The sequence below is a fragment of the Candidatus Melainabacteria bacterium genome, from assembly GCA_003963305.1.
GTDB lineage: Bacteria > Cyanobacteriota > Vampirovibrionia > Obscuribacterales > Obscuribacteraceae > PALSA-1081.
Map to the genome: position 1 here is coordinate 1 of RXJR01000003.1, position 15,464 is coordinate 15,464.

The 15,464-nt window shown below is 49.5% G+C and carries 13 protein-coding genes; 3 read left to right on the top strand and 10 right to left on the bottom strand.

The window, feature by feature from the left end; translation table 11 throughout:
- Positions 1-107: 107 nt before the first annotated feature.
- The 7 genes from EKK48_03175 to EKK48_03205 form a co-directional block, all read right to left on the bottom strand.
- On the bottom strand, positions 108-1,817 hold the full coding sequence (locus tag EKK48_03175; protein RTL45276.1) for an AarF/ABC1/UbiB kinase family protein: 1,710 nt from the start codon (positions 1,815-1,817) through the stop codon (positions 108-110).
- Positions 1,818-2,015: 198 nt separating this feature from the next.
- Positions 2,016-2,465 carry a peroxiredoxin family protein gene (locus EKK48_03180; protein ID RTL45074.1) on the bottom strand — a complete coding sequence of 150 codons (450 nt, stop codon included), beginning with the start codon at positions 2,463-2,465 and terminating at the stop codon, positions 2,016-2,018.
- Positions 2,466-2,468: 3 nt separating this feature from the next.
- A complete protein-coding gene (locus EKK48_03185) occupies positions 2,469-2,990 on the bottom strand; it encodes a hypothetical protein (protein ID RTL45075.1) in 522 nt (173 codons plus the stop codon).
- A gap of 35 nt (positions 2,991-3,025) precedes the next feature.
- The gene (locus tag EKK48_03190) at positions 3,026-4,069 is read right to left on the bottom strand and encodes a 2-oxoacid:ferredoxin oxidoreductase subunit beta (GenBank protein ID RTL45076.1); all 1,044 of its coding nucleotides are present in this window, start codon (positions 4,067-4,069) and stop codon (positions 3,026-3,028) included.
- A 2-nt stretch (positions 4,070-4,071) separates the two neighbouring features.
- Positions 4,072-5,973, bottom strand: coding sequence for a 2-oxoacid:acceptor oxidoreductase subunit alpha (locus EKK48_03195; GenBank protein ID RTL45077.1), 1,902 nt, complete (start codon positions 5,971-5,973; stop codon positions 4,072-4,074).
- Positions 5,974-6,107: 134 nt separating this feature from the next.
- On the bottom strand, positions 6,108-7,760 hold the full coding sequence (locus tag EKK48_03200; GenBank protein RTL45078.1) for a thiamine pyrophosphate-binding protein: 1,653 nt from the start codon (positions 7,758-7,760) through the stop codon (positions 6,108-6,110).
- 104 nt (positions 7,761-7,864) lie between these two features.
- Entirely contained in the window at positions 7,865-9,085 is a 1,221-nt protein-coding gene (locus tag EKK48_03205) for a GNAT family N-acetyltransferase (protein RTL45079.1), read from the bottom strand.
- 61 nt (positions 9,086-9,146) lie between these two features.
- Between EKK48_03205 and hpt the strand changes: the two genes are divergently transcribed.
- The 3 genes from hpt (at position 9,147) to EKK48_03220 (ending at position 11,828) form a co-directional block, all read left to right on the top strand.
- The gene (gene hpt / locus EKK48_03210) at positions 9,147-9,788 is read left to right on the top strand and encodes a hypoxanthine phosphoribosyltransferase (GenBank protein RTL45080.1); all 642 of its coding nucleotides are present in this window, start codon (positions 9,147-9,149) and stop codon (positions 9,786-9,788) included.
- Between the two features lie 91 nt (positions 9,789-9,879).
- The gene (locus EKK48_03215; GenBank protein ID RTL45081.1) at positions 9,880-10,320 is read left to right on the top strand and encodes a hypothetical protein; all 441 of its coding nucleotides are present in this window, start codon (positions 9,880-9,882) and stop codon (positions 10,318-10,320) included.
- Positions 10,321-10,322: 2 nt separating this feature from the next.
- Entirely contained in the window at positions 10,323-11,828 is a 1,506-nt protein-coding gene (locus EKK48_03220) for a hypothetical protein (GenBank protein RTL45082.1), read from the top strand.
- A 57-nt stretch (positions 11,829-11,885) separates the two neighbouring features.
- Here the strand turns inward: EKK48_03220 and EKK48_03225 are convergent, their stop codons facing one another.
- The 3 genes from EKK48_03225 to EKK48_03235 all read right to left on the bottom strand — a co-directional run bounded on the left by EKK48_03225 (position 11,886) and on the right by EKK48_03235 (position 15,376).
- Positions 11,886-13,625: an insulinase family protein gene (locus EKK48_03225; protein ID RTL45083.1), complete on the bottom strand. Its 1,740-nt coding sequence runs from the start codon at positions 13,623-13,625 to the stop codon at positions 11,886-11,888.
- A 76-nt stretch (positions 13,626-13,701) separates the two neighbouring features.
- Positions 13,702-15,201, bottom strand: coding sequence for an insulinase family protein (locus EKK48_03230; GenBank protein ID RTL45084.1), 1,500 nt, complete (start codon positions 15,199-15,201; stop codon positions 13,702-13,704).
- Entirely contained in the window at positions 15,188-15,376 is a 189-nt protein-coding gene (locus EKK48_03235; protein RTL45085.1) for a hypothetical protein, read from the bottom strand. Before EKK48_03235 ends, EKK48_03230 begins: the two co-directional genes overlap by 14 nt.
- Positions 15,377-15,464: the final 88 nt, after the last annotated feature.

Genomic DNA, 15,464 nt, shown 5'->3' on the forward strand with positions numbered 1-15,464 from the left:
CTGGTGCCTAAACTACCGAACCGCCGTATGCGGACCCGCTTGTACGGTGGTGTGGCAGGGCGGAGCCCGCGAGGGCTCCCCCTATGCCGAATTATGTCCCGACGAGATCAAGTGTGGTACGCCGTCGATTTAGGTCGTAGCATGTTGCTGCCACCTCTGAGTTTTTGCGGTTTTTGATCATAAAACATGATGTGGGCTACAAGGGCGAATCCGCCCCCGGCTGCGAGCATAAAGCAGATCATAGCCAGCCCCGGGTATCCAAATACTTTGAATTGAGTTTCCACTCTCATCAAGAGAGCTGCCCCGATAATCAGCGCCGCCAAAACTAGTCCAGAAGTGATTCTGTTCGCAATTTTCTGGAATGAATCAGTTAAAACCTTCTCGTCGATCGCTTCAACTTCGATATGAAGTTTATTCGATGCAAGCAAATCAAGAATCTTGTTTACGCGACTGGGCAATTTGTCCGTAAAATCTTTTGTCTCGATCATGCTGTTGAACAAACCAGCCGGCGATATACTTTTCATCATACGTTGTTGTGTTAAATGAGCAGCATTGCGCCGCACTGATGCATTAGGGTCAAATTCCGGATCGAGAGTTCGCCCAACTTGATCCAGATTGAGAAGAGTTTTGCCGAGCATGGTTAATTCCGAAGGCATTTTCAGACCGTGATCGGCAGTTGTTTTGGTAATCGCAAGCACTACTTTGCCGATTTCCATGTCCATGATATTTGAGTCGAAGGCATGCTGAACCAGATCATTTATTTCCTTTCTGCAAGCTCTTGCGTCAAAGTCACGTTTGATCTCGCCGATTTCGAATGCCAGTTCCGCTGCATCATCACCATGTCCTTCGCTGATAGCAAAGAGCAGCTGTAGCAGTTTCGATTGCAGATCGGCCGAAATCCTTGCCACCATACCCAGATCGATTAATCCGATCTTCTTGTCCGGCGTGAGAAAAACATTCCCAGGATGCGGATCTGCATGGAAGAATCCATCAACCAGAATTTGCTTTAAGTAGCAGCGGAATACCTCTTCAGCAAGTGGCTCACCATCCAACTCAATTTGTTCTAGCGGTGTCACCAGTGTGATCTTCTTGCCTTTTACAAAATCCATCGTCAGCACTCTCGAGGTGCTGTAATCACTTACTGCTTGTGGAACATAGATGCGCTCGAATTCTTTGAGATTGTCTCTCATTGTCTCCAGGTTATGAGCTTCTTTCTTATAATCAAGCTCTTCCAGAATCGTGCGCCTGAACTCGTCGAGCATTTTTCCGTATTCGTACTTACGACCGGCACTTGTGTTGTTGTCGTAGAATTCAGCTACATCACTGAGGATCTCCAGGTCTTGAATAATCTGATCTCTGATGCCGGGACGTTGTACTTTTACTGCCACCTCCCGTCCGTTTCTCATGACGGCGTGATGGATTTGTCCAAGCGATGCTGCCGCGAGCGGTCGGTCGTCAAATTCTTTGAATGCTCTGGAGATGCGTACGCCCAGTTCTGAAGTAACTATTTTCTCGACCTCCGCAAAGCTGAAAGGTTCGCAATTGTCTTGCAGCCTGGCCAGAGCCTCCAGGTATGGGGCGGGCAGGAAATCAGGGCGAGTCGAAAGCATCTGTCCGACCTTAACGAAAGCGGGCCCCAGCTTTTCCAGATCCTTTGTCAGCTCTTCGGCCTTACCCTTAATTTCATGGGGAACTCGACCATCGCCGCCCAGTGCCTCGTCAAGACCTGCATTTTTTACGAGGTCAGAGCTGCCGTACTTGACGAAGAGCATGGCTATATCCTTGTATCTCTTCAAATATTCTGGTCTAAGCGAAATTCCCACAGCTTTTAACCCCCAATTTCCTGCCCGTCGCTTCAGTCTGGACGGGTACAGCCGCACGTTCGTTCCAATTCAGTAAATGGAAGTCGAAACGGTCAGCCTGTAAGCAATTGAGTAATGTCATGTGGATTTTAAGCTGATATCAGTCTAAAATCACGCGGAGATATTGAAAATCAATACTGGTGCGACTTTCAGCTAATTATTTCGCATCGCCAGTTTGGATTGTTTAATGCACTCAAGCACACTTTCTGGAGCCGGCGTTCCGCGCTCGTAAAAGCAAATGTTTCCTGCCGGATCGATCACCACCACGGTTCTTTTTATGAACGGTAACCAACCCAAAAAAGCCTTATATTTTTTTGCAGTGTTGCCGCCCGGATCGCTGAGAATTGGGAATTCCAATCTCTGCCGCGTGCAGTAAGAGCGACTCTTGTTTGCCGGTGCCGTGTTTACTCCGAAGACTCTGGCGTCTGTTTCCATCAAGGCGGTTGAATTGATGCTGAAGTCGCTCAGCTGTTTATTGCAGGTGGGGCTGTCGTTTGCCGGATAAAAGACCAGCACAACATACGAACCAGCCAGGCTCGAAAGAGTTATGTCTTGACCCGTTGTTGATTCCAGGGAGAAATCCGGGGCTTTCTCGTTTAGCATTGACTAGCCTGTAGCTGCTGACACAAAAAGAATACTCGATGATTTTATCTGAGAACCCCAGAGTGTAAGCAGCAAATTGATCTTGGTGCCTATCTCTTGTTTGAATTCTACAAGTCCGTAGTGCTTGATGCCAATCTCGACAAATTTGTTGAATTCTTCCTCCAGGTAGCCAAACAGCATCCGTTCATCAACTTCCTGCCGCATTACCATCTGGTTTAAAAGCACGTATAGATGCATTCGTGGTCGAAAGAAATTTTGCACGTATGTGCAGAACTCAGGCGAATCGGGCGCGAAGTCTTGCGCTGCGAAATCGCAGTCGAGCTTCTCAAGCCGTTTTTCGAATTCACGCAGTTCTTCTCGATAGAGTTTCACAAACTCCCAGGAGCGCCGGTAGCGCTCCTGGTCGTCGTTTTGAATCATCTGTGTATTGGTTTGCTTCATCTGCTGGTAGATGAAAAAGAGCACGATGGTGCTACTTATGGCTTGCGCCCAATCAGCTGCTGAGCCTAAGTCGACGTGTGCCATTTTTTACTTCCAGCGCGTCCGTCAAACCAAGTCAACTACATCAACTCAGCCATGATTTTATCGAGCGCTTCCTTGCTTGGACGCGTACGAGATTCAGGGAGAGATGAAAGCGGCTCTTCAATCAGATCCATCATGTTCACGAAATCAGGTTTCTTTTCGTCAATGAACAGAAGCCCCGTCAAGAATTGTTTTTCTTCGGCAGCTTTGAGCATAGTCGACATTGCCATTTCGCGATTGCGAGGATCGTATTCCTTGCCAAGCTTTTTCAAGCGCAAGTGCGAGCCGTCATGCAATTCAACATCTTGTACGGAACCGGGATCGTAGTCGACAGTGATCTGTTCGTAAAACGGAATGTATCCCAGCTCGTGCAGAGGTGTTTCCATTTCCTTGGCGTATTTGTAGCTCTTGGTTGAACCTTCGTGATTGTTGAAGGTAACACAAGGGCTGATTACATCAAGTACAGCAGTGCCCTTGTGTGATGCAGCCGCTTTCAATAACGCCATCAACTGTTTGGGATCGCCTGCAAACGATCGGCCTACGAATCCGCATCCCAGTTCGATGGCCAGACCACATAGATCGATTGGCTGGTATTCGTTCAGCTTTCCGCCTTTCGCTTTCGAACCGATGTCGGCGGTGGCAGAGAACTGTCCTTTTGTGAGCCCGTAGACTCCGTTGTTCTCTACGATGTAGATCATTGGCAGATTTCTGCGCACCAGGTGGCAGAACTGTCCCAGACCAATCGAGGCTGTATCGCCATCGCCGCTCACACCGATGAGGAGCAAATCTTTGTTCGCCATGTTGGCACCAGTGGCTACCGAAGGCATTCTTCCGTGCACTGAGTTGAAGCCGTGGGCACGGTTCAGGAAGTATGCAGGAGTTTTACTCGAGCAACCGATACCACTCAGTTTTGCTACTTGATGTGGTTCTATTCCCAATTCGTAGAAGGCTTTGATGATTTGAGAGGTGATCGCGTCGTGACCGCAGCCATCGCACAGAGTCGACGGGGCGCCTTTGTAGTCAGCTAAGGTCAGACCGATACGGTTTGTGCTTTGTGCTGGATTTGAGGGTGTCTGAACCATGACTATTTTTTCTCCTGCTTCAAGATTTCGTCTGTGACGAATTGCGCATCGACTGGCAGACCGGTGTAGTGTCTGATCGAGTGCAGTTTCGTCGCCATATCAGGTAGTTCGAGAGTGATCAGATCACGCAGCTGTGCGTCGCGGTTTTGTTCGACGACGTAGACCCGGTCGTGAGCTTCGACGAACTTGCGCAAATCCTCTGTGAAAGGAAGTGCTCTGACGCGATAGTAGCTGGTTGGAATGTTTGCTGCTTTGAGCTGATCGCGACTTTCATACACAGCAAAGTGGGTGGAACCAAAGGCGATTATTCCTACTTTTGCTTTCGGTTCGGTATGCACTTCCGGTTGCGGCACAAACTTGCGTGCCGTCTGGAATTTGCGTTCCAGTCTGTCCATCAGATTTTTATAGTCTTCAGGCTTTTCTGTATAGGTGGCCTTTTCAGTGTGACCGCTGCCTCTAACGAAGTAAGGAGCGAGATGATGATTTGTGCCAGGCAGGGTGCGGTAGGGGATACCGTCTCCGTCCACATCTTTATACCGGGCGAATTCACCCACTTTATCGAGTTGTTCCGCATTGAGCACTTTGCCGCGATCGAGTGGCTTGGTTGGATAGGCGAACGGATCAGACATCCAGTTGTTCATGCCGAGATCGAGGTCTGTCAGAACGAAAACTGGAGTTTGGAAGCGCTCAGCCAGATCGAAGGCTGCACCTGCGAACTCAAAACACTCTGCCACCGACCCTGGTAGCAAGACGATGTGTTTGGTATCGCCATGGGAGAGCATATATGTGCTGAAAAGATCGGCTTGCGATGTGCGTGTTGGCATACCTGTCGAAGGTCCGACTCTTTGCACGTCGAAGATTACGGTTGGAATTTCAGTGAAGTAACCGAATCCAACGAATTCAGCCATGAGCGAAATACCAGGACCAGACGTCGATGTCATCGACCGAGCACCAGCCCAGCCGGCACCGAGTGCCATTCCTACCGCAGCCAATTCGTCTTCGGCTTGCACCACTGCAAAGGTGTTTTTGCCATTTTCGTCGACGCGATACTCATGCAAATAATCAATGAGGGTTTCGCATAGACTCGACGATGGGGTGATTGGATACCAGGCTACAACTGTTACACCAGCGAAGAGTGAACCGAGTGCAGCAGCAGCGTTACCGTCGATGATAATTTTACCGGCGGTTTTATCCATTCTTTCGATGAAGTAAGGATCATCTTTTTTGAGATTCTCGCGGGTCCATTCGCGTCCGATGTTGATGGCGTTGACGTTGAGCGGTACCACTTTGGCTTTGCCTGGGAACTGACCAGCCACAGCTTTCTCGATTTCTTTTTCGTCCAGATTGAGCAGTTCAGCTACGACACCTACATAGATCATGTTGGTGAGCAGCTTTCTCAGTTTAATCGTCTCAGTCGCTTTCGCTGCTAGTTCAGTGAAGGGCACCTGATAATGCTTGATATCGGAGCGCACTTCGTTCAGTTTCAATTCCACCGGGCTTATGCAAATCGCTCCTGGTTTCAGGGCTTTGACATCTTCGAAAGCTGTCTGGGGATTCATTGCGACCAGGATATTGGTCTCGGCTTTACGCGCAATATAGCCGTCTTTGTTGACCCGGATTGTGAACCAGGTTGGAAGCCCAGCAATATTGGATGGGAATAGGTTCTTTCCGCTTACCGGAATGCCCATTTGAAAAATCGTACGCATCAAAACGTTGTTCGAGGATTGGCTCCCTGACCCGTTTACGGTTGCGACTTGAATCGAAAAGTCATTTACGACACGTCCCTGTTCGGTTTTTTGGACGCTGTCAGCTGCTAGCGTTTTCACTATTGGAATACCCTGTTTAAGAGCGATACGGACTAAAGTGTAACAGCGTGAGTGGTGAAAGGCGCTCAAATACAACATTCGATAAGGTTTTGCAACAAGAAAATTGCCGCACCTTCTCAGTCGAATCGATCCTCATGAAATCGTTCACAGAGCAGTGCTAAGCGAGTTGAGACCAGAATGGGTAGTCTCTAAAACGCTGTCGAGATGCTGATTCAGGAATTTTCGTCGATATGTACGTCCAACAGAAACGGCCCTGGCGTTTCGAACATTTGTTTCAAGGCGTCTTCCAGATCAGCCATGAGGCTCACAGCGGCGCCAGGAACGCGCATTGCTTGTGACAGTTCCGTAAAGGCAAGCGGTGGATTGTCCAGAAATATACGTGCTTCGCTTCGCACAGATGGTGTCAGCCTGACGTTGTAATTTGTTCGACCCAGTGAGTTGACCACCACGAATTTGACATGCAGTCCGTAATGAGCGGCTGTCCATAGCGTTTGTGGGTAGTAAAGGATTGATTCATCCGAAGTAATGCAAACAACGACGTTCTCCGGGCTGGCCCACTGAACCCCAAGAGCTGCGGCCGGTCCGTGACCGGCAATGCCACCATTGGTGCCGAAATATGATGAGCTGTTCTCCAGGCTCAGTGTTTCGAATGGGTCGGCTTTGTCGGAAACGATGTCGTTCACTACAACTGAACTTGTCGGACGAACTGCGTCGACCAGTCTTAGTAGCCAGCTTAAGGTTATTGGCGACTCGAGAGTGGGATAACCTGACTGTTCTTCCTGTTTTTCTCTCACCTTTTCAATGGCTGTAATCGTGCCATTAGCCCGCATTTTGGCTTTGTTTACCCAGCTTGAATCTACGATCAGCTGAATGTCTGCTCTCAATCTTGACAAGCTTTCGCCGATGTCAGCCACTGCAGTCAGATCACATGGCAATGAGCGTCCCGACAATCCAGGCTCCACGTTCAGTTGGATGACATGCACGCCGGGCGGGATCAGTGGTGGGTCCTGGGGACGAGCCGGGAGTCGTGTCTGCATTCCGATCACAAGTAAGCAATCGTAGGGCTGCAAGAGTTCATTGGCTTTGTTGAGATTGAGGGGCAGTACTCCCGCAAACTGAGGATGGCGATTGGGAAAGTTCACCCCGGTTGGCATTGGCTCACAAAAAACTGGACAGCCGATTACCTCTGCCAGTGTCACGACCTCGCGACGAGCTTTGTACGCTGAGACTTCGTTCCCGGCGATGATGGCCGGGCGCTGAGAACCCACCAGTGCTTTTGCTGCTTTTCGCAGAAAACCCTGGTCAGCAGCGCCTAGAGGACTGGACTGCGGCGGCTTGAGAGGAGATGCAGTGGCTGGGTCAAGCAGAATATTGATAGGTAGAGACATGAAAACGGGACCCTTCGGTGGCGAGTTCGCCTCATGGAAGGCACGCCGGAGAAGCCGAGGAATTTCCGAGGCGGTGCGCAGTTCGCAACTCCACTTACTTACCGGCTTGGCAAGTTCGCAAAGGTCACCCCAGAGCGGTGGTTCGTCGTTCAGAATTTGCGTATCTTGCTGGTCGGCCAGGACAATCATCGGGACCCTGGCGTGGATGGCGTTGTATAGACTGGAGAGACTGTTGATCAGCCCTGTCGCGGCAGGCAGGCTGACCACTCCCGGCCGTCCTGAAGCCTGCGCGTAACCAATCGCCATCGATCCTGCTATTTCCTCATGCAGCGCTGCCAGATAGTGGATGTCTGCATTCATCTCGAGTGCAGCACCAATTAAGGGCGAATCTGCCGAGCCAAGGCTTCCGAAAATGAATCTCGTTCCTTCGGCTGCAAGTTGTGCAAGGAGAAGGTGACTGGCAAGAAATTCAGACATTGTTTCTCGTTTCTGTAAGGCTACGGGGAGGGGATTTTGAAGGTTTTTTCGAAATTTAAAGACGATATCAGTTTAACGCCTTAATACTGTACAGCTAAAAGTTGTCAGAGGTGGTCTAGTTCCAGAATTGGGCATGGAAAGTAGTCGACTAATTTTTCTAATTCGGTTTCAAACGGCATGTACATTGGGCGTCCCCAGGTTCGTTGAGTGCTTGTAAGCGGCGGAAAATGGCGGCATTTCTTAACAGCGTCGTCGATGACGCCGTCGAGGCGAAAACTGGGATAGAGGTCAGAGACTACTGACTCCCACCCTCTTAATTTGTGCATGCTTTGCTGAATGGCATTTTCAACCAAAGTGTTCCAAAGCTGATGGCGCGCTGATTCAGTCCCTACGATCTCCAATATGCGCAGATTTTTGCCGCCTCTTTCTGTCAGGGCATAGCCTGTTTGAATGCCATTTTCAACGGCATATGTAATTTCCAACCTGGGCCATGCCAGAGTCGAGTGTTCTGCCAAATAGCGTTCTCGACCCAACTTGTATTGCAAATACAATTCCGAGCGTTGATAGGCGAATGGCTGAGAGCGTTGCCATTTTGAATAAATGGCAATCATCGTCGGTACATCGGTGTCGTCCACATAGTTCACATCAGACGTGTCAGTCGCTGCTGACGCGATGCCTGTTACGTCCGTACCAGCCGTGAACACGGCGCTGCCTGTCATCCCGGCACTGCCGATACTCCCGGCACTCCCGGCACTCCCGGAACTCCCGGAACTCCCGATACTCCCGGCACTCCCGGCACTCCCGATACTCCCGGCACTCCCGTTACTCCCGGTACTGCACGGTCCCCCAGCTGAGTCCGATGATGAAAATTCGGCTGCGACTTGCTGCTTCGGTAAGTGAACGCTGAAATCTGCTGAGCCAAATTCAGTGAAACCGAGGCGGTCGTAGAATTCGGGGTCTATGTCGGAAAAAAGTATTGTGCCGTCGTAGTCATTATTGAAGCAATAGTCAACGATCTCCGTAACTATTTCGCGTCCGTAACCACATCCACGCACAGCCTTCATACTGTAGATTGCGCCTATTCCGCCAAACAGGTAGCTTCGTCCCCGATAAGTCAGATTAACTGTGTAGAGCTTGCAGCTGGCTACAACTTGTGAATTGTGTTTCAGAACGAAAAACTTGTAGTTTCGTCGCGCCCAGGGATGATTAATTTGTCGCCAGATGTATTCGTGGTACTCATCTTTTCGCAGCCCGGGCGACCAAATTTGATAGCTTTCGCGCAGGACTGTCAAGATGTCGTGCCAATCAGCTAGAGCAATTGTCATTAGATCCTTTGACTTTGTCTGAGTACCACTAAATATTCTAGACGCTCTCAAAGGTCGTAAAATGAGGACTTTCTTGCTCACTTCCGAGAGCCTGAGGAGAGTTCACTCTCGTCTAACGCTCGAGTGGAACTATATTTGGTGCTTCATTTCGGAGAAAGTCGTGGCTAACATCAAGGAAATTTACTCTTCGCAAACCATACAAGATCGTATTCGTGAGCTTGGCAAAGAAATTAGCCGTGACTACGCAGACCTTGAAAAACCAGTAATCATAGGTGTTATGAAAGGAGCTTTTTGCTTTCTTGCCGATCTGGTGCGCAACATCTCCACCAATGAGCCCTTGCAAATCGAGTTTGTGCGTCTCAGTTCGTATGGTGCAGGTACAGAGAGTTCCGGTCATGTGCAGGCTCCGTGGCTTGATCTACCCGATATTCGATATCGCCACATTCTGGTTGTTGAGGATATTGTGGATTCGGGACGTACCGCCAAATTTTTCCTCGAATATTTGAAGGACCAATTTAATCCAAAATCACTGAAAATGGCTGTCTTTCTCGATAAGCCGTCGCGTCGCGTTGTGCCTTGTGAACCTGACTATGTTGGTTTTACAATCGATGATCTGTTCGTCATCGGCTACGGACTCGACTACGCCGAGCACTATCGGGAGCTTCCGTTTCTGGGCGAGCTTAGCGGTATATCCGAAGGCTGAGCGCATAAATTAGCTTTGCGCCTCGAGCGCGGTAGTTTATTATAATTGTTGTATTAACTGAAAGCCGTCACATGTCTTTTGGAAGTCAAACTTGAAATCGAAACCTCGTAACTACTTAGGGCACAGCCTGGCTGAGATAGGACTCGCGGTTTTTCTCCTCACTGTTCTCTCTCTCCTGATCAGCAATGTTTTTGTTATGTACCTGGCAAAGCAGTACAACGATGATGCTTGCAGAGAAGCGGTTCGGCAGGCAGCCCGGGCGGCCTTGAGCGGAAAAGATTCGATTACTACGCAAAAGGCTGCCCAAGATGGTTTGAATGAGTCGCCTCAGGGTGGTTATTTTATCGAGCACCCTACTTTTCTCGAGTACAAAGACGAAAAAATTGCCGGTGTCAGACAGCTAAAAGTGCAGACGCAGACGGTGGCTCGGGTGCCATTTCCCATCTTGATTCTCGATGATGAGACGCGCGAGCGGGGCGAGCTTGCCTTTAAGTCTACCTACATCTTTGAATTCCAAAGCAAGAAGCCATAAGGATGGAAGAGAGCGATCAGTCAGTTCGCGAAGATTTCGCGACTTGTGCGGTGCCGCTCGATCGCCGTTATGGACCGCTCAGCATGGGTCTTTTGTGGATTACCATGGTGTCGGGATTTCCATCCGTCTTGGTCGGCTACGAATGGCATAAGGCTGGTTTTTCGTTTAAACAAGTGCTTGCCGGTGCGTTTGTAAGCTGTCTGATTTTACTTGGCTATGCTCTCAGTGCCAGTCATCTAGGCGCAGTCACCGGGCTTAACTTCGCCCTTTTGACCAGATCTGTCTTTGGAAAACTGGGGTCGCAGGTTATCTCTGCACTACAAACTTTTTTGTTCCTCGTCTGGTACGCCATGATCGCAGGTTTCATTGCAGTCGAATTGAAAGGACTGTTCGACATTCCTCTGTCGACTCAGGTAATTGCAGCTGTTGCTTCAATACTTATGGCTGCCAACAATCTGTTTGGTTTTGCAGGTGTGGCAAATTTTGCAAAATTTTTCGCTGCTCCCGTTTTGATTTTGTGGATTTTTTCCCTTTGCTTGAAGACGAGTGCCATGACTTCAGTGGGCGTTTGGACAGAGGCAGGAACTGGATCTTTTGCCACCTGCCTGTCAGTCATTTCGTCATTTGTGATCGGATATTCGGTGTGGGGAAACGAACCTGATTTCTGGCGTTTCGCCAGACCTAATTTGTGGACCACTTCGATACCGCTTGTGGTATCAATCCTGATTGGGCAGATAATCTTTCCTGCCTCTGGATGGATGCTTTCCAGATTGGTGCACATCGAAGACCTTTCCACCGCGACAGGGGCAGTAACTGCCTTTTCCTTCGGTAAAGCCACTCTTTTCGCTGCTATCGTTCTGACCGCTTCTTATTTCGCTGCCGGTGATGCCAATTTATATGGGTCGATTAATTCTATTGAAAATCTGGTTCAAGTAAATAGAAAGCGGTTGGTACTTTCGATGATGGCATTCACGGCTGTGGTAGCCATTATTTTGACATTTTATGGAAAGGCCTTTGAAATTCTTTCGTCTTTCAACAGTATCGTATTGCCGTGCGTGACAATCATCCTAGTGGTGGAGTACTTTTGGATTCGCCGTCGTGGCAAGGCGTTCAGTTCCAGAGAGAAATCAGAAAAGTCCAGTGACCGGAGTTCTGTCGCGCAATCAGAGTCCGCAAGTGACCGGAGTTCTGTCGCGCAATCAGAGTCCGCAAGTGACCGGAGTTCTACGCAATCAGAATCAGCGAGTGACGGGAGTTTTACGCAGTCAGAATCAGTGAATGACCGGAGTTCTGCTGCGCAATCAGAATTAGCGAGTGACGCAGAATCGTTTCATCCCGGTGTGTTGTGGCCGGCCATGGCCGCTCTGAGTCTTGGTTGGGTAGTCGGCGTGCTTACAGCTGGTGTCATACCCGGTACTGCAGAATTGCATGTCGGCGTCTGGCCGTTGTATGCCTGGAGTACCTCTCTATGCAGTTATCTGCTCTTTAGACGGCTGCGGAACCAGTAGATATGGCAGACTGAGCGGAATTCTCACGCTGAGCGGAATTCGCAGGCTGAGCGGAATTCACAGGCTGAGCGGATTACTTGCGGCGTCGCTGCTTAGCTTACCGGTTGTGTCATAAACTTCCACTGGTGCGAAATATTGCAAGTCCTGCTTTATCTTGGCGGCATCACCAACAACTGAAATGACAATGTTGTTGGTGTCGATCACCTTTCTGGCAACCTTGCGAATTTGCTCCGATGTGACAGCCATCACTTTATCTGCGTATGTCTCGAGATAATTATCCGGCAAGTCATAAAGTTTCAACTCGAGCAATCTCTGTGCCAGTCCCGCTTGAGTTTCCAGACCGAGTTGAAATGACCCGACGATGTATGTTTTTGCATCTTTCAACTCTTTATCGGTTACTTTCACATCGCGAATTCTGCTCAGTTCATAGAGAAATTCTTCCAGCGATGGTGCTGTCACTTCTGTCCGCACCTCTGCTTCTGCGGCGAATGGTCCCCGCTGGCGGTGTGCAGCGACTGAACTGTAAGCTCCATAGGTGTAGCCCTTCTGTTCGCGGATGTTCAAGAAAAGCCTTGAGTGCGCAGCTCCGCCTAATATTTGATTGGCGACTTGAACTGGAAAATAATCAGGATCGGCTTTATTGATGGCGACGTTGCCCAGTTTGATTGATGACTGGACGGACCCCGGTCTGTCAACCAGGTAAATCTTTCTTCCGTTCTGCTTGGGCAACTGTGGCATGTCTGCAACTGGCATCGTGCCAGACTTCCAAATTCCTGTTCCGAACTTGGATTCGATTTGTTGCTTCAAGTGCGCGGGATCGAAATCACCTACGATAACGAGTGTCGCTTCGTTAGGCAAATAGTGCGAATCGTGAAATTCTTGCAGGTCTTTGCGGGCGATATTTTCAATCGTAGTTGGAGTCGGCGCGACAACTGAGTAAGGATGGTCGCCGAAGACTACTTTGTTAAACCGCTCCTCGACCAGGAAATCAGGTTCACTTCGTTTCATCGCCAGTGCCTGGGTCAAGTTCGTTTTTGCCAGCTTCAACTCTTCTTCCGGAAAGGTTGGATGAAAGACGATATCGCTGAGGAGGTTCACGAGCCGGTCACTATATTTCGAGAGCGCTGAGCCGCTGACGATCGTGAAATCGAAGTCGGAGACCGCTTTCAGTCCACCGCCGATGAAGTCGGTTTCGTCTGCGATTTCTTTGCTCTTTTTGGTTGTTGTGCCTTCATTGAGCATATCAGCCGTCATCTCGGCTAGCCCCAGTTTGTCTTTGGGTTCGAGGGCGGAACCAGCCTTGATGCCCAGTGCGACAGTGAGGAACGGAACGCGGTGATCTTCTATTAGCTGTACCTGCAAACCATTGTCGAGTTTGTAAGAGGTGATTGTAGGCAGCTTGAATGGACGTGGTGGCGGCGAAGAAGGCGGGTTCTTCCGCCACTGCTCGTTGCTGACCGAGGCCGAAGGGACTTCAAGTTTACCGGTGTCGATGTTCGAGGCACCAGATTTGGTGAGGCTGTTGCTGGCACCAGACTTCGCTGCTGGCTTGTTGTTCGCCACATCAGCCAGACTGGCGTTTGGGAGCGTCAGTGCGACGAGGCTCAGACTCAGCGCCGCACAAAGTGTCTTGATCAACCGAGAATTCGAGTTGCCTCTAAGTACTGTTTTTGTGAAACTGGCTGGTTGCGCAGTGGTGCTCGGGCTCGATACCGATACCGCTGCTTTACCCAATAGCGCTGCTTTACTCGATAGCACTGCTTTACTTGATAGCGCTGCTTTAGTTAAGTAATCCATGACTGCTCCTTAGACTTGCAATATTACTCTCGATTCGCACTCTCAAAAGTGGAGGGCGGATCTTTGACCGGTATAGCTATTTCTTTTCTGTTTCTGCCGCTGACGAAGCAGTTTTCTTTGTCGGTACCACATCGATGACAGTGGTTTTTTCCTTCGTGAAATACTTCGCTGCAACGCGTTGGATATCGGCAGGAGTTACGTTCATGTAGCCCTCAATGTCTGCATCTATTGCTTTGGGATCATTGAAGAATGAGCCGTACTCGGCCAGCATCTCCGCTCTTGCCAGCCCTCGCTGCACAGACGTATAACTGTTCGAAGAAAACAGTGCTCTTAGAACCTGGTTTTTCGATTTATCGAGTTCTGTTTCAGAGACTGGTGTGGTTTTCAATTTCTCCAGTTCGCTCCAGACAATCTCTCTGGCTTTCTCTGCGGTTGTATTAGGCTTGAAGATGACGAACGTTTCGAATGCCCCTGGTCCGCGTCGCTCGTCATATTGTGCATCGGCTTTTAAAGCGATCTGGTCGCCTTTGACCATGCGCTGGTAGAAACGAGAGGAGTCTCCGGCTGAAAGAAGCGTTTGAATGATACCGAGGGTGTAGTAATCGGGATCTCGCTTGGCTGGTGCTTTCCATGCCATCCAGAAGCCTGGCAGTTGAGCATGAGGGTCTTCGACCTTGGCATACTTTTCTTTTGTTTGCTGGGGCTCGGCTACATCAGGTGCTTTTGGTTTAGGTTGCGCAGGTATGCTGCCGAAATATTTTTCCACCAGCTTACGCACGGACGGTGCGTCAAAGTCTCCAACAATAGCCATAACTGCATTGTTGGGTGCATAGTATGTTTTGAAGAAACTTCTTACGTCGGCAATCGATGACGCCTCGAGATCTTCGAACGAACCTATGACCGGATGCGCGTTCGACCAGTTATCGAAAGTCACTTCTTCCAGTTTCAGCGCGGCGGGAACATAAGGCTGGTTGTCGATATGTGATCGTTTTTCTTCTTTTACTGTTTGCAGTTGGTTTTCGAAATTTTCTGGTGTTACTTTCAAGGAACGCATGCGGTCTGATTCTAACCAGAGGGCCAGTTCCAGTTGGTTGCTGGGAATTTTTTCGAAATAGTTAGTGAAGTCGGCATGTGTAGAGGCATTCAGCGAACCTCCAGCGCTTTCGACATATTTGAAGTGCTCTGTTTTGCCGACGTTTTCTGATCCCTCGAACATCATGTGTTCGAATAGATGGGCAAATCCGGAGCGCCCTTTCTGTTCGTTTCGCGCTCCGACATCATAAACGATAGCGACTGCAGCGACAGGCACTGTATGGTCTTCGGAGAGGATTACGCGCAGTCCGTTCGGTAATGTGAAATCCTGAGTGACGGGAATAAGTGGCTTCTTCCAGGTGAATTTTTCCGGTTCTGAGCCACTGGTCAGTGCTATTTTGGTTGATTTTTGCGGCAGAGTCCCTGCGTCCTTTGCTGACGCATGAGACGTCAAAGCTTGAGACGGCAACGCAATATTGCCAATCAACGTTGTGGCGCTTATGAGCGCAGCACCTAGTTTGAACATAGTATTATTCGTCCTCATCTTCGGCTCCCAACAACACACATGACCAGAAGATCGCTACCACCAGTGCCGAGAGGATGCCGCCACCGACACAGATCTTGTCAGGCGCCCCGTACATCTTCAAAACCATGTAAGAGCTGAGCGCGAGTACTGCGCCAAGGACTGCAACTACATGATTGATTGAGATTGCCGGCATTGATTTCGTTTCTATGATTAGCGATCAAAATTCAAGCTGGAATTTGCTTACTGAGCTCGGCGGCAGAAATTTTTCTGAATTCGCCCAA

Coding starts and splice junctions, on each gene's coding strand:
- EKK48_03235 (RTL45085.1), bottom strand. CDS start 15,376: ATGCCGGCAATCTCAATCAATCATGTAGTTGCAGTCCTTGGCGCAGTA.
- EKK48_03230 (RTL45084.1), bottom strand. CDS start 15,201: ATGAGGACGAATAATACTATGTTCAAACTAGGTGCTGCGCTCATAAGC.
- EKK48_03180 (RTL45074.1), bottom strand. CDS start 2,465: ATGCTAAACGAGAAAGCCCCGGATTTCTCCCTGGAATCAACAACGGGT.
- EKK48_03225 (RTL45083.1), bottom strand. CDS start 13,625: ATGGATTACTTAACTAAAGCAGCGCTATCAAGTAAAGCAGTGCTATCG.
- EKK48_03185 (RTL45075.1), bottom strand. CDS start 2,990: ATGGCACACGTCGACTTAGGCTCAGCAGCTGATTGGGCGCAAGCCATA.
- EKK48_03195 (RTL45077.1), bottom strand. CDS start 5,973: ATGTTGTATTTGAGCGCCTTTCACCACTCACGCTGTTACACTTTAGTC.
- hpt (RTL45080.1), top strand. CDS start 9,147: ATGAGGACTTTCTTGCTCACTTCCGAGAGCCTGAGGAGAGTTCACTCT.
- EKK48_03190 (RTL45076.1), bottom strand. CDS start 4,069: ATGGTTCAGACACCCTCAAATCCAGCACAAAGCACAAACCGTATCGGT.
- EKK48_03205 (RTL45079.1), bottom strand. CDS start 9,085: ATGACAATTGCTCTAGCTGATTGGCACGACATCTTGACAGTCCTGCGC.
- EKK48_03200 (RTL45078.1), bottom strand. CDS start 7,760: ATGTCTGAATTTCTTGCCAGTCACCTTCTCCTTGCACAACTTGCAGCC.
- EKK48_03220 (RTL45082.1), top strand. CDS start 10,323: ATGGAAGAGAGCGATCAGTCAGTTCGCGAAGATTTCGCGACTTGTGCG.